The organism is Micromonospora sp. URMC 106, from assembly GCF_051386395.1.
In the GTDB taxonomy this organism is placed as follows: domain Bacteria; phylum Actinomycetota; class Actinomycetes; order Mycobacteriales; family Micromonosporaceae; genus Micromonospora.
Window position 1 is genome coordinate 48,753 of the sequence record NZ_JBPQTP010000023.1, and the last position, 20,887, is coordinate 69,639.

The window sequence follows — 20,887 nt, forward strand, 5'->3', positions numbered from 1 at the left end:
ACGCTTCTATAGCTGTCAAGTGGTTCCGGTGGCTGAGAGCGTGTTTGAGATGGGGCTGATCAGGTCCAGGTGTAGGTGCGGCGGGTTTGACGGCGTGCCGGTCGGCCGCGGGTGATGCGGCGTGTGATGCCGGCGATGGCGGCCCACCGGATGAGGGCTTCGGAGACGGCCGGGTGGCGTTCGTAGTCGCGGGCCAGCCGGCGGCAGACGGTGAGCCAGGCCAGGGTGCGTTCCACCACCCAGCGGCGTGGATGGACAGCGAAGCCTCGCTGATCGGCGGGCTCACGAACGATCTCCAGGGTGGTGCGCAGGGTGTCGCGGGTCCAGTCGACCAGGCGGCCGGTGAAGCCCTGGTCAGCGAAGACGTGCCGGATCGGGGTGACCATGTAGGCGCCGAGCAGAGCGCTCTTGGCGCCATCTCGGTCCTGCCAGCTCGCGGCGAGCACGGTCACGGTGACCAGCAGGCCCAGGGTGTCGGTGATGATGAACCGTTTCCGACCGTTGATCTTCTTGCCCGCGTCGTAGCCGCGGCTGTCCCGGCCGACGGTGTCGGCGCCCTTCACCGTCTGCGAGTCGATGATCCCCGCCGACGGCTCCGGCTGGCGGCCCTGCTGCACCCGGGCTTTGACGCGCAGCGTGGCCAGGAGTTTCTCCGTCACTCCGGCCTCTTCCCATCGGGTGAAGTACCAGTACACCGTCTGCCACGGCGGCAGTTCAGTGGGCAGGTACCGCCACGGGCACCCGGACGGCACCACGTACAGGATCGCGTTGACGATCTCCCGCCGCGGGTGCTTTTCCCTACGGCCGTCCGTGTTCGGCTCCGGCAGAAGCGACTCGACCAGCGCCCACTGCGCGTCGGTCAGGTCGGAGGGGTAGCACGACGCGCAGACACCGCGCCACCCTGCCCGGCCCGCCGGCGGATGTCATCCCGCCACTCCGCCCACAACAGATTCGGGTGGACAGGGAACCGTTCGCGTCTCCCCCTTGCGCGTTGTTTGAGTTGGCGGCTGTCCCGGCTCTTTCCGCTGTCGATCCATTCGCGGCCAGCGTGCGCGTCCGCACCTGTTTCAAGATCGATGGTCTATAGGGTGAGCGGCCGGTAGTGACGTTCGGCATCAAGGGGCACGACGGCAGCGTGTGGCATGTGGAGTGAGGCGAAGCCCCGGTATGACAAGGGGTCCCACCACAGACCTACTGTCCCCGGAGCTTCGCGTGCCTCAGTCTGTCATGTCCGCCCCGCGCGGGGACGACACCCAGTTGCTCGACCGGATCTATGGGCTGAGGGCACACGGTGCGCAGATGAGCCCAGTCATCACCCAGATCGAACCCGGCCCACCGGTGTTGGCCGCCGGTCCGGGGTGAGCTGATCCACCAGGTCAGCCCTTCCTGCGCTTGGCATAGACCAGCTGGTGTTCCCAGCCCCGATTGGATATCAACCTGACTCCGTCTATGTGCCACCACATGAGGACGCAGAGCAGGAACGCGGCAATCCCGAGACCGGCCGGTATGAAGGACAGCTCGACCCACAGCGGCGTGACGTAGGGCCTGTTGTCCGGAGGCGGACGGTCGAACTGGACAAACACGAAGATGGCGGCGGCGGTGAGGAGGATGCTGGGCACCGCCGCGGTCAGCCATACCCTGCGCGCCCATCTCGTACCTGCGACATTGCGGACCCGAACGCGCAAGCGCGTACCGCATTCGCCGCAGCTCAGCTCCGACACGCTGGTGCCCTGAGCCGGCCTGCGGACCGGAATGGGAAAGGTAACGTAGGTGTGAATCGTCTTGTCGCCCAGACGCTCCACGCGTACCTGATGACCCAGCCGCTTGCTCGGGTAATCGCCGACTGCGCCGCGCATCTCACCTCCGACGTGCAGAGGTACGAGCATACTGCGAGTGCTGGTTTCACGGCGTCAGTGATCTGGTCACGGCTGTTGCGAATGTTGCCCGATCCGGCGCCGGCCTGGTCGTGTTTGGCGTAGCCGAGTGCTCGGTCATCTCCTCGTTCAGGGCGGTCTCCAGGACCGTCTTGGTCAACTCCTTCAGCAGACCGTCCGGGCCCGTCAGCGACAGCCCTTGTTCCTTCGCGGCCCGGACCAACTCGGCGGCGGCCTTCGCCTCCGCCGTCGGCTCGGGCCGCTTCTTGCCTCCGGTCTGGTCGTTCAGTGTCGCGGTCATCACGGCACCCTCCTCACCAGGCACAACGCCCGGCGGGTCAGGCCGGAAACACCGTTAGATCCACACTCCCCGCCTCGGGCCTAGATCCGCGACAACGAATGCGCCAGAGGGCGGTCGCAGCGCGCTTGACGCGCTGGGTCAGGTGCCACATGCAGATGGGAAGCTCACCGCAGCTACCGACGGGCGGTCCCTGGGGCGACGCGTTCAGTTGGAGATCGGCCGCAGCCTGCAGCGCCTGCCCGCGCGGGGGAACGGAGTCTCACGCGCCGCGTCGCGCGCTCGTGGTGGACGTACCGTCGGAGGGTGGACGTGCTGCTGCGCGGCGGGCAGGGTGACGGGCGGGTGGTGCCCGGCGGCGGGCAGACCGTCGTGTGGCAGACCTGCCTATACGAGATCACGACCGAGTACGGTCACGGGCGCGGCCGGGTCTGCGGGTCTACCGGCATCGCCCCGACTGTTGCGAGCCGTTCGGCCGAGGCGCCGAGGACCGCTGCGAGTGACTGCACCCCCGCTGATTCGCCACCCCGACCCGGCGGGCTTTCGAACATGCGTACGATCGCTGCGTGGATGAGGAGGTTCGGCGGTGGTGGAACGGGATCTGGGGGCGCCTGGCGCGCCGGGACGTGTGGCTCATCCGCCGCACGCGCTGGACGGTCATCGCCCGCGCCGGGGACACCGAGACGGGCAAGGTGCTGCGGTGGGAGTTCGAGACGGAGCCCGAGGCGCTACGCATGGTGGAGCGCCTGCTGCGTGCCGGCGGTGCCGGGCAGTGGCGCGAGCACGGGCGCGGCGGGTTTCGGGTTCGCCGCGGGAGCGGCAGCCGGGCCGGGCGGGCCCGGAATGACGATGATGCTGCGAGCGTACGTATTTGCGTAGGCTCCGCCAGGGACATCCCGATGATTTGGTCGCCCTGCTCTGATTCGCGCACCGCTAACAACTCGCCGTCACCGACGGTCAGGTCGCCAAACGGACCCCTCTGGGCCGGAGGCAGCGCCGGCTGCCGCCTGCACGCCGACAACACCACCCAGCTACGCGACCGGCTCCTCGCCGAGGAACCGTCCCACGACGAGTTGGACCGGTTCGCCGAGCTGATGGCCGACCCGGCGGTGCTGGTGCGCGGCTACCAGTTCGACTCGTGCACCGCCAACACGAAGTCCTCCAGCCCGTGGCCCACCAGACCTGCCGAACGGGCTGCCGCGGCGAACGCGTGACGCAGCGCGGTCACCCGTGATCTCTTCCGATGACAACACCACTTCGTCGGCGGCACGAGAGGGGTTCCACCCGGGACCCACGTCGTCCGTTCCGCCGCTGCCCATGGTCGGACGCTACATGCCGCCGTGCCCGGGCACGGCGGCCGGCGCCCGATGGCGGCGCGTCGGACTGCCGGTCTCGCACAGCATCCCGGCCGCCGGTTGGCATGCCGGGGCCGAGGCGGGGACGGGGGTTGCTCTGGCGGGCCAGCCGGCTCACCGCCCGCCGACGACCTCACACGAGAGCGGGCCGACCAGTCCTGCCACCGCGGCCCACGCTACTGCTTCTCGTTCTGCCGAAGGGCTTCCTCGAGTTGGTCTTCCAGAATGATGATCCGGCAGGCGGCCTCCAGGGCGGTGCCCTGGTCGACCATTTCCCGGGCCCGGGCGGCCAGGCGCAGCTGGTAGCGGGAGTAGCGGCGGTGCCCACCGGTAGAGCGGTGCGGGTTGATCAATTTCGCCTCGTCCAGGCGACGCAGAAAGTCCTGCGTGGTGCCGAGCATCTCCGCGGCCTGGCCGATGGTGTAGGCCGGGTAGTTCTCGTCGCCGAACATGTCATCGGGGTTTTGCCCCATGTCACCTCCACGTCGAGGGCCCCCGCGCGTAAGCGCCCCCCCCGCCCCCCCCCCCCCCCCCCCCCCCCCCCCCCCGCCCAGGGTTACGGGTCAGAACACCATCTGCCGACAGGAACGTCGGCTTGTCATATCCGCACCAGCCGCAACTGACGGCTTCGGGTGCGAGGATCGCATAAGCGTGACCGGAGACCACCTCTCGTTCGATGGACACTGCGGTGTCCGCCCGGCCTGACTTGACGGCCGACGGCGGGCGATCCAACGGTGTACGGCCCTCCCTTTCCTCTGCTACTTCTTCCCCTTGCTGTCGTACGGCCCACCGGTGTCGGAGCCCACGCGACTTCATGGCCCCTACACGTACGCCGAACATCAGGTGGGGCCCAAAAGAGCCTTGGCCCCGCCTGCACCCCGGCGCGTGTCACGCCGGCACTGACGTGCTCCCTACTGCCTCTCGGGAGGAACGGTGAAAATCGTTCCTCCCTCCTCGCCGCCCGTCGTGACCTCACGGCCGAGCGGCCCGTCTACGTCTTGACGGATCTTTACTCTCGACTCGAAGAAGAGTATCGCACATCGTCGAAGATATCTAGTCGTCTCAGCCCAGATTTTCTGGTCGCCGGCCACCAGGCTGACTGGCCCGTCGAGCAAGCACGGCAAGAGCCGTGGCGACAACGACCCGACCTTGATGCCGCCTACCGGCCGATGAACACCGCCTCACGGTCGAGGACGTCGCCGTCCGCAGGCATCAATGGGGAGGGTGAGACCTCAACGCCTCCGAGACACCGATCTACGACGCAGTGTTCACGTTCCACTGGCCCGACGCCGACGAGCCGGACAAGGCCGCATGGCCGGGCAAACGACTCAAGGCGGTACCGCCCGCCCAAGGCGAGCAGATCGAAATCGGCAGGGTGGGCATACCCGAGACCGCGTGGCGCGGCAACCTCGAGGTAAGCCTGGACTTCCGGGACTCGGCCGGACGGTACTGGCGCGACAGGCAGGGATACTCACGAGCTGCCACGCACCGCACAAGACACGCCCCGTCGGTAGCCCTTCCGACACAACCTTTCGGTTGAGCAGAGACGCTCCCGGCCCGTGGCCATTCCCAGACACAGAACGGCCCCGCGACCGTGAATCGCGGTGCCGCTCACACCCCAGGCGCTACACGCGCACCCGCACGTTATCCCAACAGAGCGCCGGAGCGCGGATCGACGATCACGGGCCGGCATGCTTAACCCGTCGACCCCGCCGGCTGCAGGACCGGCGGGCACCCGGCGACGTCTCGACCGGCCTACCGCGGTACGGCACGGAACCACGCCTCCCGGTCGCCCGGGTCGGGTCCGCGTCTGGGCAGGGTCGGCGGGTCCTCACCGGTGACCGGCGCGTAGTGGTCGAAGATGGTGGTCAGGACCGCCTCGCCACCGGTGAGGTCGGGAAGAGCGGCGACGACCTGCGGCACCCGGGATGATGGCAGGGTGCCGCTCACCTCGAGGTACCCGCCGGCGACGGCGGTGTCGTGGACCACCGCTCCCAGCCGGCCGAGCAACGCCAGCACCGTCTCCACCGTGTGCTGGGGAAGGTTCACGTCGAATCGCTCGATCGGTTGGCACACGCGGGTACCGGCCCGCCGCAGCGCTGCGGCGACCACGACCGGGGCGAGATTGCGAAAGTCCGCTGCGACGGTTGAAATCGACTTGTCGAACTTCTGGTGCGGCTTGCTTTGCCGAGGCCAGTATCGCGAAGCCATCATGGTGACCACACAGTCGGTGACCGGCCAGCCGTGGCGGCCCTGCCGGAGTGCGGCCCGCACGCCCTCTTCCGTGGCGGCCACGAATGCCGGCGGCAGCCGGCCGGGCTCGATACCGGGACGAAACTCGATGCCGTGCCCGACCGGGGCGGCCTCGATCCGCAACCCGAGCCCGGCCAGATACGGGTTGCCGCGCTCGTGCACCCGCTCCTCGGCTGCTCCGGTGCCGGCGACCCGTTCGATGCAGGCCGTCAGCGTGCCGGAGAAACGCACCCGGACGCCGTACCTGTGCTCCAGAAGGGCGGCGAGCACCTCCTTCTGGACCTCCCCGTGCAGGCGGATCACCGCCTCCGCCTGCTGCTCGTCGAGCCGTAGGTCCACCAGCGGGTCCTCGTCGGCCAGCTCGGCCAGGCCGGCGAACATCGCCAACCGCTGCTCCGGGTTAACCGGCTCGACGACCGCCTGCCGGGTCGGCGGCGGGAACCGGTAGCCGTGCCGCTGCGGCGGGTCCCCGATGTGCTGGCCGATCCGGGCCGACACACCGCGCACCGCGGCGATCTGGCCGGCGGAGACCGAGGGGCGCACCAGCACGCCTTCGGGCTCGATGACGGCGATCTGGGTCACCGTCTCCGGGCGGGCTCCACCGAGCTGCACCCGATCCCGTACGCGCAGACGCCCGGACCACAATCGCAGCCAGGCCCGCCGGCCGTGGCCGTCCCGGTCGACGGCGAAGACCGTACCCGCCAGCGGACCGTCCTGTTCCTCGCCGCGCGGCAGCAGGCCGGCGAGGAGGTGGCACAGCTGCCGTACGCCTGCTCCGGTAATCGCCGAGCCGCACGCCACCGGGGTGAGGTCGGTGCGGCGCACCGCGTTCCGTAGCGCACGCCGGACGTCGCGGACGCGTACCGGCTGGTCCATCAGCCACCGCGCCGCCACCGCGTCGTCGACCTCCGCGACTGCCTCCAGCACCGCTTCGGCGTCGAGGCCGACAGCCCGCACCCGGGCGTCGCGCCCGCCCTGGCCGGTGACCCTGGTGAGCAGGACCGGACGCGCGCCGAGACGCTGGCGTACCTGAGCCATTACCCGGTCGACGTCGGCGCCGCGGCGGTCCACCTTGTTCAAGAAGAACACCGTCGGTACGCCGATGCGGCGCAGCGCCCGCCAGATCGCGACGGTCTGCGGCTGGACCCCCTCGACGCTCGACACCACCAGCACGGCGGCATCGAGCACCGCCAGCGAACGCTCGACCTCCGCGATGAAATCGGGATGGCCGGGGGTGTCCAGCAGGTTGATGCTCAAATCACCGATGGCGATCGACGTGACGGCCGCCCGGATGGTGATGCCGCGCCGGCGCTCCAGTTCCATCGAGTCGGTCCGCGTCGTGCCGGCGTCGACGCTTCCGAGCTGAGACACGGCGCCTGCCTCGTAGAGCAGGCGTTCGGTCAGACTGGTCTTTCCGGCGTCAACATGAGCGACGATTCCGAGGTTCAACAAGGCCAAGGCAGGACTCCACGGTAGGACGGGCAAGGGTCCGGAGCGTGGAAGCTGCTCGCATTGTCACTCCTCGTCACGGTTTGGCGGTTGGGCACCCTGCCCATTCGGCTGCAGGGCGAACAGTTCCAGGTTGCACGGCCGTTGCGACCGCCGCCACCGAATTCGGTCCCGGACGGCGTCCTCGCGGTTGGCTCTGCGCATCAGGTACGTACAGACCCGACGCGAACAGCTGGGGCGTACGACGGCCAATGGCGGGTCGGTGACAGCAGGGTGCCCTTGGTGGCCGGGTACCCGGAGCAGCCGGCGACCTCGGTCATCGCGCGCACGGACGAGGTGAATGAGTGCGCTGCGGCGTTCGGCGAGCAATGGGCAGAAGTCAGGGCCAGGGCGACGACGCGGGCCGCATCATGCCACCGAATGGGTCACCGTCGCGCTGTAGGTGCCGCTCACCGCCGTCGCGGCACGTTGACGCGGATGGCCGGGATCCAGGTGACCGAGTATTGCGATCAGCCGGGCCGCGCGCGGGAGGATGGAGCTGGCCCGGCTGGAGCGGGCCAACCGATCCCACCACAACACCCACGCCGCGCTGGAGAAGCAGATCCGCGAGCTGCACCAGTGGATCGCCGTCGACGAGCGGCGCATCGAGGCCCAGGACCAGACGATCGCCCGCCGCCAGGACATCCGCGGGGAGAAGTTCCGGATGACCGTCGCCGGCCACCAGCTCGACAAGCGTCCCGACGCCGGCCGCGCGCTGCAACACGCCATCACCGCCGCGTCCGCCGGCCTCGGCGCCACCGAGCAACGCGACCGGGTGCCGCTTGCCGAGCTGGGAGGCCTCGACGTCACGGCTACCATCTGGAACGGCCGCGACGGAGTCCTGGCCCCCTCATGATCAGCAACGACTCGGGCATGACCACCAAACTGTCGCTGACCGAACGCCACCACCGGCGACGCCACCGGCCTCATCCGCCGCCTCGAACACCACCTCGCCTCCCTGGAATCCCGACGCAGCCAACTCGTCGCCAACATCGCCGCCCAGCGGGAAGAGATCGAGCGCGCCCGCACCCAACTCGGCCAGCCCTTCGCCCGCCACGACGAACTCGTCGACACCCCACGCCGGATGCGGGCCGTCTCCGCCGCCGTCGACGCGATCGCCGACGTCGACTCCGTACCGGTCAACACCGCCGCCGCACCCGCCGTACCGGTCACCCTCGACGAGGCCTGGATGCCCGACCAGGTACGCGACAGCCTCCCGGGCAAAGCGGCGATCTACTCGTCGGCGCGGGCGGTGCCCATGCTGGTGGTGATCATGTCGTCGTTGCGGCGGGTCGCCACCACATATGCTCGGTCGGGACGCATGCGGGCCACGGGTCATGATGTGAGAGGGGTGCCGGTGGCCCATGGCGCCACGGCGACCGGCGGTCGCGCCGACTCGGCAGGTCGGGCTGGCATCCATTTGGGATCATGCCTGCTGTGCACACGTTGACGGAGTTCCGAAAGACCGCCCTGGAGCACGGCATGCCGCAGGATGCCATCGACTACTGGGTAAGCCTCGCACGTCCGTATCTCTCCTTGGACGGCGACGGCAATGGCCCGGTCATGGGTTATTTCGGTGGCCGGCCGGCGCTGCCGGCGTCCGTACCCTGGCCTGCGGGCCACGCACACCTCGCCTCGGTCGACCTCGCCGCGATCCCCGGGAACGCCACGGATCTCGACCTTCCGGCGGACGGAACGCTGGTGTTCTTCGCGGTGCCCGGGAAGACCTCGACGGTTGGGCGGGTCGTTCACGTGCCGGCCGACGCGGCGGTGGCGGAGGCGGAACCGCCGGACGGCGTCACCGTGTACGCCCGCTTTCCCCTGCACGGCGTCTTGAATGTGAGCCTGCCGGAGAACGCCGCCGACAGCCCCCGCTACGCGGGCGCAGAGCCGCGCGACGACCGGGCACTCTTCGAACGGATCTCGGATGATCTGGACGGCCTGAGCGCGGTGCTGCGCCTGGGCGGCTTCGGCACCTGGAACGGCACAGAGACAGGCGTTCCGACCGGTGCCGGCGAGGTGTTGCTGGCCGAGTTCTGTCTTGACCCGAGCGAGGTCGGCGCCGACTTCGAGACCGAGTACGCCACGGTGTTCTACGTGATCGGCCGCGACGACCTGGGTGCTCGCGACTTCGCGGCCGCACGGATGGCGACCGACTTCGACAAATCCACCATGCTCGACGACTTCCGGGAAGCCGCCCGGAGGAAGGGCATGCCCGACGACGCGATCGACTACTGGGTGAGCCTCGCGCGTCCCTGCATCGCTGTCGACACGGAGGGGATCGGCCCGGTCGTGGGCCACTTCGGTGGCTACCCGTCGCTGCCGGCGTCCGTCGCCTGGCCGGTGCACCACGCCCACCTGGCCACAATCGACCTCGCCGCGATCGGCAAGTACACGACGGAACTCGACCTTCCCACAGCCGGCACACTGGTGTTCTTCGCGGTGCCGGAGATCGGCTCGGACGAGGGCCGGGTCGTCTACGTGCCGGCCGGCGAGGAATGCACGGAGGCCGAGCCGCCCGATGACCAGACCTCGGTGTACGACCGCGCCGCCCTCCACGCCACCCCGGATTGGAGCCTGCCGGATTACGCCGGCGCCAACCCGCGCTACCTGGCCGACGGCGCCCGCGACGACGAAGACCTCTTTGCCGAGATCAGCTGGGACCTGCCGAGCTACGGGCTGCTCGTTCTTGGCGGGTTCGGCCGCTCCAACACCGGCGGCCTGGGCGTGCCGGTCGACGACTTCGAGACCCACCTGCTGCTGGCCGAGTTCTTCCTGCACCGTGGCGACGTCGGCGACGACTTCGGAACCGACTACACCACGGTGTTCTACATGTGCTCCCGGGAGGACCTCGCCGCGCGCAGGTTCGAGGCCGTGGAAATGGTGTCCGATTTCCTCGGGTGATCCCGAGGCCGACCCTCGTTGCCGTACCGGCCCGGCGGACCGGCCTACCCAGCACCCCGACCTGGCGAAACACGTAAGCCCCGCCGGTGCGATCAACACGATCCTCACCCTGATCACCGAACGCGAACCCACCGCCACCGCGACCGCCGGGCGGCTGCGCGAGCAGATCACGCCGCTCACCGCCGAACTCACCCGCATCGACCGTGAGCTGGCCGACCTGGACACCACCCGCAGCATGCTGCAGCACTTCGCCGCGACCGAGTTCACCGCCGAGGCAGAGGTCCTTGGCTCTCATCCCGGCCGGGTTGGCGGTGAGGACGGCCAGGATCTGCTGGTAAGGGGCGCTGGCGATGGTCGGGGCGTCGTCGGTGAACTGGTCGGCGGCGAGGTTTCGCAGCGTGGCGCGGGTGGTTGCCAGTTCGGCGAGTTCGCTGTCGGGCTGGCGAGTTCGGCGGTGAGCGTCGTGATCTGCTCGCGGAGCTGGTCGGCGGCCTGACCTGTGGCGTTCTCCCGTTCGGCGATCAAGTCGAGGATCGCGGTGAGACGCACGGTTGATTCACCGCCAGGTCGGGGTGACGGCGTTCGTCAGCCGCCGCACAATGTTGGCCGTCGAGGCCCAGAGCGTGCGGGACACACCCGATTCGGGGTGGCTCTCGTATTCGCGGGTCAGCCGGCGGTGCAGCATCAGGGTACGGAAGGCACTTGCTGGGTGAAGGCTACCGCAACACGTCCGAAGATCGTCGTGACCGGCGACGGGCGAGGCGCGGTCGGTCACGCCGGGGCGGGGCTGCTCGCCGATCTCGCCGACGCGACCGGGTCAACCAGCGCATTCAGCCAGGCCCTCACCGGGTTGAGGCAGCGGCAGGGCGGCCACGACCCGGGCCCGATCGTCGTCGATCTGGCGGTGACGCTGGCCGATGGCGGCGAAGCGATCGCCGATCTCGCGGTGCTGCGGGATCAGGCCGCTCTGTTCGGGCCGGTCGCCTCCGATCCGACGGTGTGGCGGCTGCTGTCGCAACTGGACGAGACCCTGCTGGGCCAGTTGCGGCGGCACCGGCTCAGGCCCGTGAGATGCTGCACCGACGTCTGGCTCGCGACGACGAAGCCCTACCCGACAACTCCGCCAGCATGATCCGCATCGCGATGATCGACAACCTCACCAAAACGCGCACGGGTTCGATCGCGCAGCACGTCACATCGGTGGCCTGCTTTTGTTCCGGTCGGGCCGCCGCGCCGCCGCGCGGAACGGGCCACCGGCCGCCGCACCACGGTGAGCATGCACGACGCGTACGGGTGGGTGCCACCCACCTGTGCGCGTCGTGATCGTATCCGGCACGACCACGGTCGTATTGGTCCTGCGCGACCGTCTCGAACAACCGTCAGTTCCTCAGCGCTGGGCAGAACAGGCAGCGGATCGTCACCGGGCTGCAGGTAGGTCATGTCGTCGTCGGAAAGTCGCAGTGCGCCGGCCGCCACGTTGTCGATGAGGTGGTCGGTGTTGCCGGTGCCCGGATGACCAGCACGTGTGGCCCTTGCCGGAACGTCCAGGCCAGCCGGACCTGCGCGGGCGTCGCGCTGTGTGTGGGCGAGGGTGCGGATCGCGAGCACGAAAGCGTTCTCGACGGCCAGCCAACCGGGGAGGTGGTTGACCCGTCCCCGCTGTTTGGATGCTTCGCTGAGCAAGTTGGCAAGGCAACGACCGGGGCTTCCCCGCGCACCCCTCATAGCCGTTGGGCCGCTTCTGCCGATGGCATCGTGCCGGGTAGCTCAGAGGTATCCATGCCCGGATCAGTGCGGAGACTGGACGGTCGGCGCTGCGGGATGGTGGCGTGATGCGGTGGCCCGCAGCATCAGAGCGATGAGCACGATCGCCGCGCCGGTCAGGGCGATCGCCGTAGCCGGGCCCAGCGCCTCGGCGCCGAGGCCCGCGACCAGCGGGCCGATGCCCTGGAGCGTCATCATGCCGGTGGACAGCAGCGTGAACGCATAGCCATCCCGACAGATCCCAGGGAGCGCCAAGCACGACCATCATCGACAAGATTGCGTGGATCCACCTTGAGAACGGCGCGATCCTCAGCTCCCGCTCACGTGGCAAGGACGTCTACTACATCCCGGGCGGCAAGCGTGAACCAGGCGAAGGTGACATCGACACCCTCGTCCGCGGAATCCAGGAAGAACTCAGCGTGACCATCGCACCCGACACCGCCGAACACGTCGGAACCTTCCACGCCCGAGCCCAGTCACCCCGACGGGACGACGGTCCGCATGACCTGCCTACACCGCCGATTACCATGGCGTCCTGCAGCCAACAGACGTCCCCGGGCGCCGCGCTCAAGCTGATCCACGACGCGTTCCGGCGAGATCGAGGAGATCGTCTGGCTCGCCCACGCCGACCGCCACCTGGTCTCCCCGGTCGACCAGATCATCTTCGATCATCTACACGAGACCGCACGCATGCGCTAAGACGACATCGACACCCGTCCACAGGTATTGACAATTCTCTCGTCACGTCTGTCCCTCTCGATGACCACTACAGCGTCATCTCCGAACCGCTACGTGGCGTTCCGTACCAGATGGGGTCAGATGCTCATGGAGTTCGGCCCGCCTACACCTACGGCCAGGGGACACTGTCCGGGGCCAGCGCTTCTAGTCGGTCGATGACCGCGGCCACGTCGGCCTCGCTGGTTTCGGGATGCGTCGTGCACAGTCGCAGCACCGGCCTACCGTCGAGTTCTGTGGACAGCACCATGGCAAACCCGTCGGGCAGCGTCTTCGCGGCGATGTCCCGGGTCAGTGCGTCGACGTCGGCTGGCGGCAGCTCCGCAGCGTGCGGCCGGAAGGTTATGATGCCGAGCTGCGCTGGCGTCGTGACCGACCATTGCGGACGGGCGGCCAGGAGCGCTTGGGCTCGCTCGGCCAGCGCGATGCCGTGCGCGACGGCGTCGCGGAACGCATCGACCCCGAACATACGTAGCGACATCCACAGCTTGAGTGCCCGGAACCGACGGGTGAGCTCGGGACCGTAGTCGTAATAGCTGAGCGGTTCGTCGCCGAGGCGGTTTTCTGTCAGGTATTCGGCGTGAAGGTGATATGCCGCTGTCAGCGTACGGGCGTTGCGGACAAGGAGGCAGCCGCACCCGTACGGTTGAAACAGCCATTTGTGGGCGTCGACGGCAATCGAGTCGGCCAGGTCCAAGCCGGCGAGGACCTTCTGGCCGGCGTCGGTGAGCATGGCGGGAGCGCCGTACGCGGCGTCGACATGCAGCCATACGCCGTGACGCTCGCAGACCTCGGCGATCGCCGGCAGAGGGTCGACCGTGCCGGCGTTGGTGGTGCCAGCCGTCGCCACGACGCAGAGCGGCCACCGGCCGAGTCGCCTGTCGCGCCGGATCGCCGCGTCCAATGCGCTCGGGTCGAGCCGATATTTCTCGTCCACTGGAACCGTGTGCACCTGGCGATCGTCGAAACCAAGGAAGCGCAGGCCGCGCCGGATCGACGCGTGGGTCTGCGTGGTGACGTATACGACGAGTTCGTGCCCGCCGGCTGCGGGGCTCCGGTCCACCCGGGCGGCGTGGAGCGCGACCAGGTTGGCCATCGTGCCGCCACTGAGGAACAGCCCGCCGGAGGTCTCCGGAAGCCGGCACATCTGGCGGAGCCAGTCGATCGTGGCCTGTTCGACGATCGCCGGGCCAGCCCCGAGTATCCAACCTGCCGCGTGGACGTTGAAACCCGACGCGAGGAAGTCCGCCAAAGGGCCCGCAAAGGTCGAGGGGCCGGGGACGTAGGCCATGAATCGAGGGTGGTCCGTGTGCGTGATCGTGCTCGAAAGGAGCCGGACGACGTGGTCCAGGACGTCCTGCGCCTCGGTCGGTCCACTCGGGATGTCAAGGTCTAGAATTCGTTCCAGCTCGGCCCTGTCGTGTGGCCGGCCAACCGGGCGTTCACTCAACGTCGACAAGTGGTGCACGATCTCGTCCACCGCCCGATAGCCGATTTTGCGCATGTTCTCGGCGGGCAGACGGAGGGGTGGCGAAATTTCCGACATAAGGGCCTTCCAGATCCGGGCTTGCTGGACCTGACTGATCCTGTTGGCCCGGAGTCAGCCTGTCTTGAACGATCTCGACACGGCGGGGTGCCGCAGATAGTAGCCAGGTGTGACCCCGACGACCCGCTTGAAGTGCCGTGTGAGGTGACTCTGGTCGGCGAATCCGACGCGCACGGCCACGTCAGCTATCGGGACGCCGCAGGCGAGCAAACCCCGTGCGACGTCCACCCGCCGCGACACCACGTACTCGTACGGCGCCATGCCAGCCTCGGCCCGAAAGCGCCGAAGCAGCATGGCGGGGCTGAGTTCCAGGTGCGCCGCCAGATCCGCAAGCGTTATGGGCGAGTCGAGGCGCTCGTCCACGTACCGGCCGACTGCGGCCACGACCGACGGGTGGCCGTTTGAGGCTTGACCGCGACCGCCGCTGGCATGCGCTCCGAACAGATGGTCGAGTGCGTCGACGATGATTTCGTCCACCCAGGGGTCGGGGTGGTTGCCGTTCAGAGCGCAATGGGCCCGGCTGAGGCGGGTGTAGGCCGTGTCGTCTTGGAGCACTCGGTTGCCGAACGAGGGCGTTCCACTGGCCCCCAGCATGTCCTTGATCATCGCCTCCGGCACCGTAAAGCTTCGGTAGCGGATCCCGGCCGGGCCGGCGGCGCCGTCATGGGCCTCCGACGGATGCAGGACGGTCACGCTGCCGGACGTGAACCGATGGCCAGCGCCGGAACAGCGGAACGATCCACCGCCGCGGTCGATGACCGCGATCGACCAATGCTCGTGGGCATGCCGAGGGAAGCGGTGCCCATCGAGGGCCAGTGTCAGAGTTTCGACCACGTCGAGCATCGTGACTCCGTCCGTGCGGAGAGCCTGATCACAGCAGCGCCGCGCGGGAACCGGCTCGACGGCGAGTAGCGCCGCCAGTTGGCGCAGGACCCCTGGCCGGGGCGCGGTAGCAAACCCAGGTGCCGCGCCGCTCGGCGTCGACCGGCTAGGGTCACCCGATTCCCGGCAGGCGGACAGGACTGTAACGGAATCTGGCTCGGTGCCGCACTGAGGAAGGGCCGGCAGTGCCTGGCCGGGGTGGGCAATCCCGAACAGACCCGCTCCACCCACCACCTATGCAAGTCGTCTCCGCGCGACAGCGCGGCTATGAGGTGTAGGCCGCACCGCCTACCAATACCGGTCCGATCCCAGACTCGCCACCCTGAATATAGCCACGTCAGAAGCCCTCATTGGAACCACCGCCTCGTCTTGCCGGGAGGGGCGCGGCTTCAGTCCGAAGGGCGGCGCAGCACGGTGACGGCGAAGTCGGCGTCGTCGCGCCAGGGGCGCAGGTCCCAGGTGGCGAAGCGGTGCTCCAGCCGCAGCCCGGCGGCGACGGCATCGGCGTCGAAGTCGGTCAGCGGGTAGCCGCGGTCGGTGCCGAAGCCCACCGCCACCACGCCGCCCGGGCGCAGGTGGGCGGTGACCCGGCGGAGCACGTCCCGCTCGGTGCCGGGGGCGACGAACACCAGCACGTTGCCGGCGATGACGGCCCCGTCGAACGGCTCCGGCTCCCCGGCGGCCGCCAGGTCCAGCTCGGCCAGGTCGCCCACGAGCCAGCGCGGACCCGGGTGGTCGACGCGGGCGGCGTCGACCAGCGCCGGGTCGGCGTCCACACCGACGACCGTGTGCCCCCGGGCGGCCAGCGCCGCGCCCACCCGACCGGTGCCGCTGCCCGCGTCGAGGATCCGGGATCCCGGCGGGACCAGGACGTCCAGCAGCCGGGCCTCGCCGGCCAGGTCCGCCCCCTCGGCGGCCAGCCGACGGAACCGGTCGATGTACCACTGCGAGTACCCAGGACCGTTCTCGGTCACCCAACGGGTCGGCTTTCCCATGCCGTCACCGTAGCGACCGCCTCTACACCACCCTCAGCGACCTCCGCACGGCCATACGCGCGGCGTGTGGTCTGACCGTCCTCGACCATACCGACAACCGCTACTGCCTGCACCCCGCGCACCTCGACGTCGAGCTGGGGGTGCGCTGTCCTCGCGTTGGCTGCCCGCATGGGATGCGGGCGTCAGCGCGCAGCGCCGTACGCCCCGCAGGCCCAAACACCCACCGCCGTAATTCGATTGGTCTCCTCCCGTGGCAGCGGGATGACGCCCAGTAGGACCGGTGCGCCATATCCGTCGAGATTAGGGCCATGAAGTGAGAAACGGCCTGGGCTCGATCGTCGTGAACATCGAGCAGGCCGTGGTCGGCCAGCGTGGCCATGACCGCGGTCAACTCACGGGCGACCTGGCGGGGTCCGGCCTCCTGCCAGGCGTCCAGGACCTCGGCCGGGACGTGCCCGGCCTCCCCATGGATGTGCCGGACCAGCGAGAAGTGGTCCCGGAAATCCATTACCGTTGCTGCCTCGATCGGTGCTGCTGGCCTCACCGCATACCGCGCTCTACCCGCCCGTGACAGCCAGCCGGGGCGCGTCGGAGTCCGCTGGGGTGAGCGCCGGGCGGTCCAAGGCGGGCTGCTCCGCCGCTTGGACGAACGCACGTACGCGTTCACCGGCGTTGGTGGTGCGCCAGATGGGCCCCCAGCGGATGGGCGGGGCGTCGTGCACGGGCACGTAGGCGGTGTCGGGCCGCGGATAGAACCGGGCGGCGTGCTCGCCAACCGGGAGGACGCCCCTGCCGGCCGCGACGAGGGTGAGCGCTTCGCCGAAGCTTCCTGCCCGAGGGCCCTGCCGGACGGGCCTGTCGTCCGGCGTGCGGCGTGGGAACCGATCGGCCTGGTACTGCGACGGCGCGTCGGCCGGTCCTTGGATCAAGGGATGCTCGGCGAGCACCGCGACCGACACCGACTCCATCCCGGCCAAGGCGTGATCGACGGACACCGCCAGCATTCGGGGTTCGGAGAGCAGCACGGGACCGGCGGTGAGACCAGGATGGCCGGCGGCCAGGATGTCCGCGAACAGGATGTCGACATCGCCATCGACCAGCCGCGCGACGGCGTCGTTCCACTGCGTCTCCAGGATGTGCACCACGCAGTCGGGGTGGCGACTGCCGAACGCGCCGACCGCTCGGAGCAGGAGTTGGCCGGCGATCGCGCCGACGAAGCCGACCCGCAGGACGCCGCCGACCCCACGGCCGGCGTCGATCGCCCGCTGGACCGCGTCCTGAATGCCGTTGACGTGCGGCCGCAGTTGGTCGATCAACTGCCTGCCGAGCGGCGTCAGCCGGACGTGCCGGCTGGTGCGTTCGAACAGCGGCACGCCGACCGTGCGCTCCAACTTCTTGATCGTCTGGCTGACACGTCCGGTCGTGAGCCGCAGGCGCTTGGCCGTACGACCGAAGTGCAGTTCGTCGGCGAGCACCAGCAGCACCTCGATCTCCTGTCGTTCCAGCACGTGGCGCTCCCGTCGTTGACTCTGCCTAAACGACCATTCCTCAATCTTGCGTTGATCACGGCGGGCGCGGCGCGAGAGGGTCGAGGGTGGCCGCCGTTCGGTTCCCGCCGACGTGGCGTACACACCGGTTTCTCATGATCGTGGAGCGTCGATGAACGTGACAGACCCGAAGATCGAGGCCATCGAGCGCTTCTTCACCGCGTACGCGGCGAACGACCTGGACGGCATCGCGCAGGTCCTGCGCGAGGACGTGCAGTGGACGATTCCGGGCCACCACCCCCTTTCGGGAGTCAAGCACGGCGTGGAGGAGGTCGTCGCGTTCTTCACCCAGCTGGCCAAGTCCGGTTTCCAGGCCGAACCGTTGTTCCTCGAGGCCAACGAGGAGTACGTGGTGGACGTGCACCGCGGCTGGACCACGGAAGGCGTGGGCAAGGTCGACACGCTGTGGGCCCTGGTGTGGCACTTCGACGCCGACGGCAAGGTCGACCGGGTCGTCAACCTCTCCGGTGACCAGCACCAGATGGACACCTTCGTCTGGAACAACTACGCCCTCGCGCCGATCCCCGCGCGGCTGGGCTGACACGCCGGCATGGGCACCAAGATGCAGGCAGGCCGAGCGTGGAGCCTTCCGCGCGCGGGAGCCCTCGTCGCGCTGCTCGCAATGCTCACCGTGTTCACCGCGTGCACGGCGAACAGCCGTGACGAGCGTGCCGCGCCATCTCCGTCGCCGACCCAGACGACGGGCGACGGACCGAACGCTGGGACACCGGCTGTCGACCTGGTGCGACGCCATCTCGAGGCGGCGAACCGTGGCAAGATCGACGCCTGGACCGCCGCACTGCACCCGAACGTCCGCTTCGACATCGCCGGCGCGATCTACGAGGGGCGGGCGGCGGCACGCGACTGGGCCGCCCGCGATCCGATCGGTCAGCGCGGCCATTACGACATCCTGTCGCTGACAGCGACTGGCGACGGTGTCACGGCGGACCTGACCTTCCGCGCGGGCAGCCTCGTCGAGGAGATCCGGTACCAGTACACGCTGCGCGACGGCCTCATCGTCGACCTGGTGGCGCGGTACCGCCGCTGAAGCCACCCCTTCTGCCGTACGCAGCCCGATGGTCGAACGGGAGGATCCGTCAGGCATCCCTCGGGTCGCCGCGAGGCTGCGCCACGTCGCCGGCGAGAACGAGGAGTCCCGGTGTGGCTGTGGCCACTCCGGGACCAGCGCCGACAGGCCCTGCGACACGGAAAGGACGGCACGGGTGGTCGCCGCCGCAGCCCGCCGGCTCACGTGCTGGTCATATGGTTGCGAGCTGCAGTGGCCGCCGTTCCAGGGGCTCGCAGCATCGACGAACGAATGATCAGTAACTTTTGATTATGGAACGTCGGGACATCGAGATCTTCCTGACCCTGGCCGAAGAGCTGCACTTCGGGCGCACGGCCGAACGGCTCGGGGTCAGTGGTGCCCGGGTGAGTCAGACCATCAAACGGCTGGAGCGCCGCTTCGGCGTAGCGTTGTTTCGGCGCAACAGCCGGCACGTGGCCCTGACTCCGGTCGGAGCGGCACTTCGTGATGATGTGAAAGCCGGCTACGAGCGCATCCAACAGGGCATCGACAGAGCCATGGCTGCCGGACGAGGCTTCTCGGGAGAGCTGCGGATCGGCTTCTCCAGCCCTCTGGTGGGCGAGATCATCATGGCGGCCGCCGAGAAGTTCCGCACCCGCCATCCGGACTGCGCGGTCCGCATCCGTGAGATACACCTGTCCGACGCGTTCAGCGCACTGCGCGCCGGCGAGCTTGACCTGCAGATCACGGAGCTTCCCGTACGGGAACCCGACCTGTCGTACGGCGCCCCTCTGCTGCGCGACCAGCGGATGCTGGCCGTCCCCAGTCGTCACCCCATTGCCCGCCGCGCGAGCGTCACCGTGGAAGACCTCACCCAGAGTCCTGTCCTGGTCCCCGCTGACGCTCCCGGCTACCTGCTGGACACCCTCGTCCCGGCGCAGGCACCCAGCGGGCGTCCCATTGCGCGTGTCCCGACGCTGACCTCGCGCCAGGAACTCCTCACACTGGTCAGCGCTGGCCAGGGCGTGGCCGTAGTGGGCAGCCAGGCGGTGCGGTTTCACGCCCGAGCAGACATCACCTACGTGCCGATCGAGGACCTGCCGCCGATCGAGTACGGACCCGTCTGGCCGGGCGGCGCCCAGAGCAGCCGGATGCGCTCCTTCATCACGCTCGTCCGCGGCCTCCGACAGAACGAGGACGACGTGACACGGTCCCATGATCATGAACCCTCAGATTAGCGATAGTTAAGGATTTCGTCGTTGTTGTCGGCGCCTTGGCCGCTGACGATGGAAGTGTCAGCAACGAACAACTCGAAGAGGCGGAGGTGAATCAGATGAACCCCATCCCCGCAGAATACAAGGGTGGCGTTCCCTACCTCAACGTACACGATGCCAAGGCGGCCATCGCCTTCTACCAGAAGGCGTTCAATGCGGAACTCGTTGTCGAAATTCCTCGGCAGGGCGGCAAAATCGCGCACGCGGAACTCCGAATCGGCAGCGCGGTCTTCATGATTCGCGACGAATATCCCGAGTACCAGTTCCGCAGCCCGAAGACGATCGGCGGCACGCCGATCAACCTGTTGATCTACGTTTCGGACGTCAACGCCATCACCGAGCAGGCGGTGGCCGCCGGAGCGCGCGTCGTCCGGCCAGTGGAGATGCAGTTCCACGGCGACCTGATGGTCGAGCTGGAGGACCCGTTCGGCCATTCTTGGTTCTTCGCCAGCCGAGTGCAGGACATGACCCCAGACGAACTCAAGCACAGCGCGTCGGTCGCGAACCTGTGAGCACGTCATAGACCCGGACATGCCCATCCTTCGACCCCGAGTCGTTTCGTGCCTACGACCCGTAGATCTGCGGTGCCACACGCCGTCGCCGCTACCGACGACCAACCCGTAGGCGCGAACGATCGTCTCGGTCGCCGTGGTGCCGGCGGCGCCGGTGGCAGGGGCACGCAGCGGGGCCGACCCAGGGGCCGGCTGGGTGCGGACCGTGGCGGTCCAGCACCCAGCCGGTGCAGCCTGGCGGGGCGCCTTCGCCGACTAGCTCCCCGTCGCGATACAGGGTCGCGCGGAAGTCAGCGTGCGGCATCGTCGTGGTCGGAAGTCGAGGGACACCCTCTGCTGGACTTCGCAAACCCGTCGTGTCCACCGCCGGCTGGCGGATGCCTCACTCGTCGAGGCGGATCGCCTGCTTCGCGTGGTCCATCGACTCTTCCGA

19 protein-coding genes and 6 pseudogenes are annotated in these 20,887 nt (G+C 68.8%); 13 read left to right on the forward strand and 12 right to left on the reverse strand.

All coding sequences use genetic code 11. The features are described from left to right. Window positions 1–59: 59 nt before the first annotated feature. The 3 genes and pseudogenes from ACSNOB_RS10770 to ACSNOB_RS10780 form a co-directional block, all read right to left on the reverse strand. On the reverse strand, window positions 60–863 hold the full coding sequence (locus ACSNOB_RS10770; protein WP_436686519.1) for an IS5 family transposase: 804 nt from the start codon (window positions 861–863) through the stop codon (window positions 60–62). 513 nt (window positions 864–1,376) lie between these two features. Continuing rightward, a complete protein-coding gene (locus ACSNOB_RS10775; RefSeq protein WP_436686522.1) occupies window positions 1,377–1,856 on the reverse strand; it encodes a hypothetical protein in 480 nt (159 codons plus the stop codon). A gap of 74 nt (window positions 1,857–1,930) precedes the next feature. Further along, a pseudogene (locus tag ACSNOB_RS10780) lies at window positions 1,931–2,175 on the reverse strand (transposase); the annotation flags it as partial. Window positions 2,176–2,478: 303 nt separating this feature from the next. Here ACSNOB_RS10780 and ACSNOB_RS10785 point away from each other — a divergent pair. Together ACSNOB_RS10785 and ACSNOB_RS10790 are read left to right on the forward strand one after the other, a co-directional pair. Then, window positions 2,479–2,675: pseudogene (locus ACSNOB_RS10785) on the forward strand (hypothetical protein). Window positions 2,676–2,738: 63 nt separating this feature from the next. Further along, complete coding sequence (locus ACSNOB_RS10790; protein WP_436686483.1) at window positions 2,739–3,386, forward strand: hypothetical protein; 648 nt, start codon at window positions 2,739–2,741, stop codon at window positions 3,384–3,386. Between the two features lie 317 nt (window positions 3,387–3,703). Here the strand turns inward: ACSNOB_RS10790 and ACSNOB_RS10795 are convergent, their stop codons facing one another. Next, complete coding sequence (locus tag ACSNOB_RS10795; protein ID WP_436686484.1) at window positions 3,704–4,000, reverse strand: helix-turn-helix domain-containing protein; 297 nt, start codon at window positions 3,998–4,000, stop codon at window positions 3,704–3,706. 1,282 nt (window positions 4,001–5,282) lie between these two features. After that, window positions 5,283–7,265 (reverse strand): GTP-binding protein, encoded by a 1,983-nt coding sequence (locus ACSNOB_RS10800; RefSeq protein ID WP_436686486.1) that lies wholly within the window; start codon window positions 7,263–7,265, stop codon window positions 5,283–5,285. Between the two features lie 496 nt (window positions 7,266–7,761). On the opposite strand from ACSNOB_RS10800, the gene ACSNOB_RS10805 reads away from it, so the two are divergent. From ACSNOB_RS10805 to ACSNOB_RS10820, 4 genes are all read left to right on the forward strand, one after another. Further along, the gene (locus ACSNOB_RS10805) at window positions 7,762–8,124 is read left to right on the forward strand and encodes a hypothetical protein (RefSeq protein WP_436686487.1); all 363 of its coding nucleotides are present in this window, start codon (window positions 7,762–7,764) and stop codon (window positions 8,122–8,124) included. A gap of 228 nt (window positions 8,125–8,352) precedes the next feature. Continuing rightward, window positions 8,353–8,718: a hypothetical protein gene (locus ACSNOB_RS10810; RefSeq protein ID WP_436686489.1), complete on the forward strand. Its 366-nt coding sequence runs from the start codon at window positions 8,353–8,355 to the stop codon at window positions 8,716–8,718. Then, window positions 8,706–10,172 carry a hypothetical protein gene (locus ACSNOB_RS10815; RefSeq protein ID WP_436686490.1) on the forward strand — a complete coding sequence of 489 codons (1,467 nt, stop codon included), beginning with the start codon at window positions 8,706–8,708 and terminating at the stop codon, window positions 10,170–10,172. Before ACSNOB_RS10810 ends, ACSNOB_RS10815 begins: the two co-directional genes overlap by 13 nt. A 235-nt stretch (window positions 10,173–10,407) precedes the next feature. Next, on the forward strand, window positions 10,408–10,668 hold the full coding sequence (locus ACSNOB_RS10820; protein ID WP_436686491.1) for a hypothetical protein: 261 nt from the start codon (window positions 10,408–10,410) through the stop codon (window positions 10,666–10,668). Between the two features lie 60 nt (window positions 10,669–10,728). On the opposite strand, the pseudogene ACSNOB_RS10825 reads toward ACSNOB_RS10820, so the two are convergent. After that, window positions 10,729–10,863, reverse strand: a pseudogene (locus tag ACSNOB_RS10825) (IS5 family transposase); the annotation flags it as partial. Between the two features lie 18 nt (window positions 10,864–10,881). Between ACSNOB_RS10825 and ACSNOB_RS10830 the strand changes: the two are divergent. Both ACSNOB_RS10830 and ACSNOB_RS10835 read left to right on the forward strand, forming a co-directional pair. After that, window positions 10,882–11,229 (forward strand): annotated as a pseudogene (locus tag ACSNOB_RS10830) (transposase); the annotation flags it as partial. Between the two features lie 14 nt (window positions 11,230–11,243). After that, window positions 11,244–11,345, forward strand: a pseudogene (locus ACSNOB_RS10835) (IS5 family transposase); the annotation flags it as partial. Between the two features lie 615 nt (window positions 11,346–11,960). Here ACSNOB_RS10835 and ACSNOB_RS10840 read toward each other — a convergent pair. Continuing rightward, window positions 11,961–12,134: a hypothetical protein gene (locus tag ACSNOB_RS10840; protein ID WP_436686492.1), complete on the reverse strand. Its 174-nt coding sequence runs from the start codon at window positions 12,132–12,134 to the stop codon at window positions 11,961–11,963. Between the two features lie 65 nt (window positions 12,135–12,199). Between ACSNOB_RS10840 and ACSNOB_RS10845 the strand changes: the two are divergent. Further along, a pseudogene (locus ACSNOB_RS10845) lies at window positions 12,200–12,635 on the forward strand (NUDIX hydrolase). Between the two features lie 148 nt (window positions 12,636–12,783). On the opposite strand, the gene ACSNOB_RS10850 reads toward ACSNOB_RS10845, so the two are convergent. From ACSNOB_RS10850 to ACSNOB_RS10870, 5 genes are all read right to left on the reverse strand, one after another. Continuing rightward, window positions 12,784–14,217, reverse strand: a complete 1,434-nt coding sequence (locus tag ACSNOB_RS10850) for a pyridoxal phosphate-dependent decarboxylase family protein (protein ID WP_436686494.1) — start codon at window positions 14,215–14,217, stop codon at window positions 12,784–12,786. A 54-nt stretch (window positions 14,218–14,271) separates the two neighbouring features. Beyond that, a complete protein-coding gene (locus ACSNOB_RS10855; protein ID WP_436686496.1) occupies window positions 14,272–15,060 on the reverse strand; it encodes an AraC family transcriptional regulator in 789 nt (262 codons plus the stop codon). A gap of 428 nt (window positions 15,061–15,488) precedes the next feature. Continuing rightward, complete coding sequence (locus ACSNOB_RS10860; RefSeq protein ID WP_436686498.1) at window positions 15,489–16,094, reverse strand: class I SAM-dependent methyltransferase; 606 nt, start codon at window positions 16,092–16,094, stop codon at window positions 15,489–15,491. Between the two features lie 100 nt (window positions 16,095–16,194). Beyond that, window positions 16,195–16,602: a TetR/AcrR family transcriptional regulator C-terminal domain-containing protein gene (locus ACSNOB_RS10865; RefSeq protein ID WP_436686500.1), complete on the reverse strand. Its 408-nt coding sequence runs from the start codon at window positions 16,600–16,602 to the stop codon at window positions 16,195–16,197. Window positions 16,603–16,651: 49 nt separating this feature from the next. Continuing rightward, window positions 16,652–17,578, reverse strand: coding sequence for a LysR family transcriptional regulator (locus tag ACSNOB_RS10870; RefSeq protein ID WP_436686502.1), 927 nt, complete (start codon window positions 17,576–17,578; stop codon window positions 16,652–16,654). Between the two features lie 175 nt (window positions 17,579–17,753). Here ACSNOB_RS10870 and ACSNOB_RS10875 point away from each other — a divergent pair, with 175 nt between their 5' ends. From ACSNOB_RS10875 to ACSNOB_RS10890, 4 genes are all read left to right on the forward strand, one after another. Then, the gene (locus tag ACSNOB_RS10875) at window positions 17,754–18,182 is read left to right on the forward strand and encodes a nuclear transport factor 2 family protein (RefSeq protein ID WP_436686504.1); all 429 of its coding nucleotides are present in this window, start codon (window positions 17,754–17,756) and stop codon (window positions 18,180–18,182) included. Window positions 18,183–18,191: 9 nt separating this feature from the next. Then, entirely contained in the window at window positions 18,192–18,689 is a 498-nt protein-coding gene (locus ACSNOB_RS10880) for a nuclear transport factor 2 family protein (RefSeq protein ID WP_436686506.1), read from the forward strand. Window positions 18,690–18,979: 290 nt separating this feature from the next. Further along, window positions 18,980–19,906 carry a LysR family transcriptional regulator gene (locus ACSNOB_RS10885; RefSeq protein ID WP_436686508.1) on the forward strand — a complete coding sequence of 309 codons (927 nt, stop codon included), beginning with the start codon at window positions 18,980–18,982 and terminating at the stop codon, window positions 19,904–19,906. A 95-nt stretch (window positions 19,907–20,001) separates the two neighbouring features. Next, complete coding sequence (locus ACSNOB_RS10890; protein ID WP_436686510.1) at window positions 20,002–20,454, forward strand: VOC family protein; 453 nt, start codon at window positions 20,002–20,004, stop codon at window positions 20,452–20,454. Window positions 20,455–20,887 lie beyond the last annotated feature (433 nt).

Coding starts and splice junctions, on each gene's coding strand:
- ACSNOB_RS10775 (WP_436686522.1), bottom strand. CDS start 1,856: ATGCGCGGCGCAGTCGGCGATTACCCGAGCAAGCGGCTGGGTCATCAG.
- ACSNOB_RS10795 (WP_436686484.1), bottom strand. CDS start 4,000: ATGGGGCAAAACCCCGATGACATGTTCGGCGACGAGAACTACCCGGCC.
- ACSNOB_RS10805 (WP_436686487.1), top strand. CDS start 7,762: ATGGAGCTGGCCCGGCTGGAGCGGGCCAACCGATCCCACCACAACACC.
- ACSNOB_RS10810 (WP_436686489.1), top strand. CDS start 8,353: ATGCGGGCCGTCTCCGCCGCCGTCGACGCGATCGCCGACGTCGACTCC.
- ACSNOB_RS10820 (WP_436686491.1), top strand. CDS start 10,408: ATGCTGCAGCACTTCGCCGCGACCGAGTTCACCGCCGAGGCAGAGGTC.
- ACSNOB_RS10840 (WP_436686492.1), bottom strand. CDS start 12,134: ATGATGACGCTCCAGGGCATCGGCCCGCTGGTCGCGGGCCTCGGCGCC.
- ACSNOB_RS10850 (WP_436686494.1), bottom strand. CDS start 14,217: ATGTCGGAAATTTCGCCACCCCTCCGTCTGCCCGCCGAGAACATGCGC.
- ACSNOB_RS10855 (WP_436686496.1), bottom strand. CDS start 15,060: ATGCTCGACGTGGTCGAAACTCTGACACTGGCCCTCGATGGGCACCGC.
- ACSNOB_RS10860 (WP_436686498.1), bottom strand. CDS start 16,094: ATGGGAAAGCCGACCCGTTGGGTGACCGAGAACGGTCCTGGGTACTCG.
- ACSNOB_RS10865 (WP_436686500.1), bottom strand. CDS start 16,602: ATGGATTTCCGGGACCACTTCTCGCTGGTCCGGCACATCCATGGGGAG.
- ACSNOB_RS10875 (WP_436686504.1), top strand. CDS start 17,754: ATGAACGTGACAGACCCGAAGATCGAGGCCATCGAGCGCTTCTTCACC.
- ACSNOB_RS10880 (WP_436686506.1), top strand. CDS start 18,192: ATGGGCACCAAGATGCAGGCAGGCCGAGCGTGGAGCCTTCCGCGCGCG.
- ACSNOB_RS10885 (WP_436686508.1), top strand. CDS start 18,980: ATGGAACGTCGGGACATCGAGATCTTCCTGACCCTGGCCGAAGAGCTG.
- ACSNOB_RS10890 (WP_436686510.1), top strand. CDS start 20,002: ATGAACCCCATCCCCGCAGAATACAAGGGTGGCGTTCCCTACCTCAAC.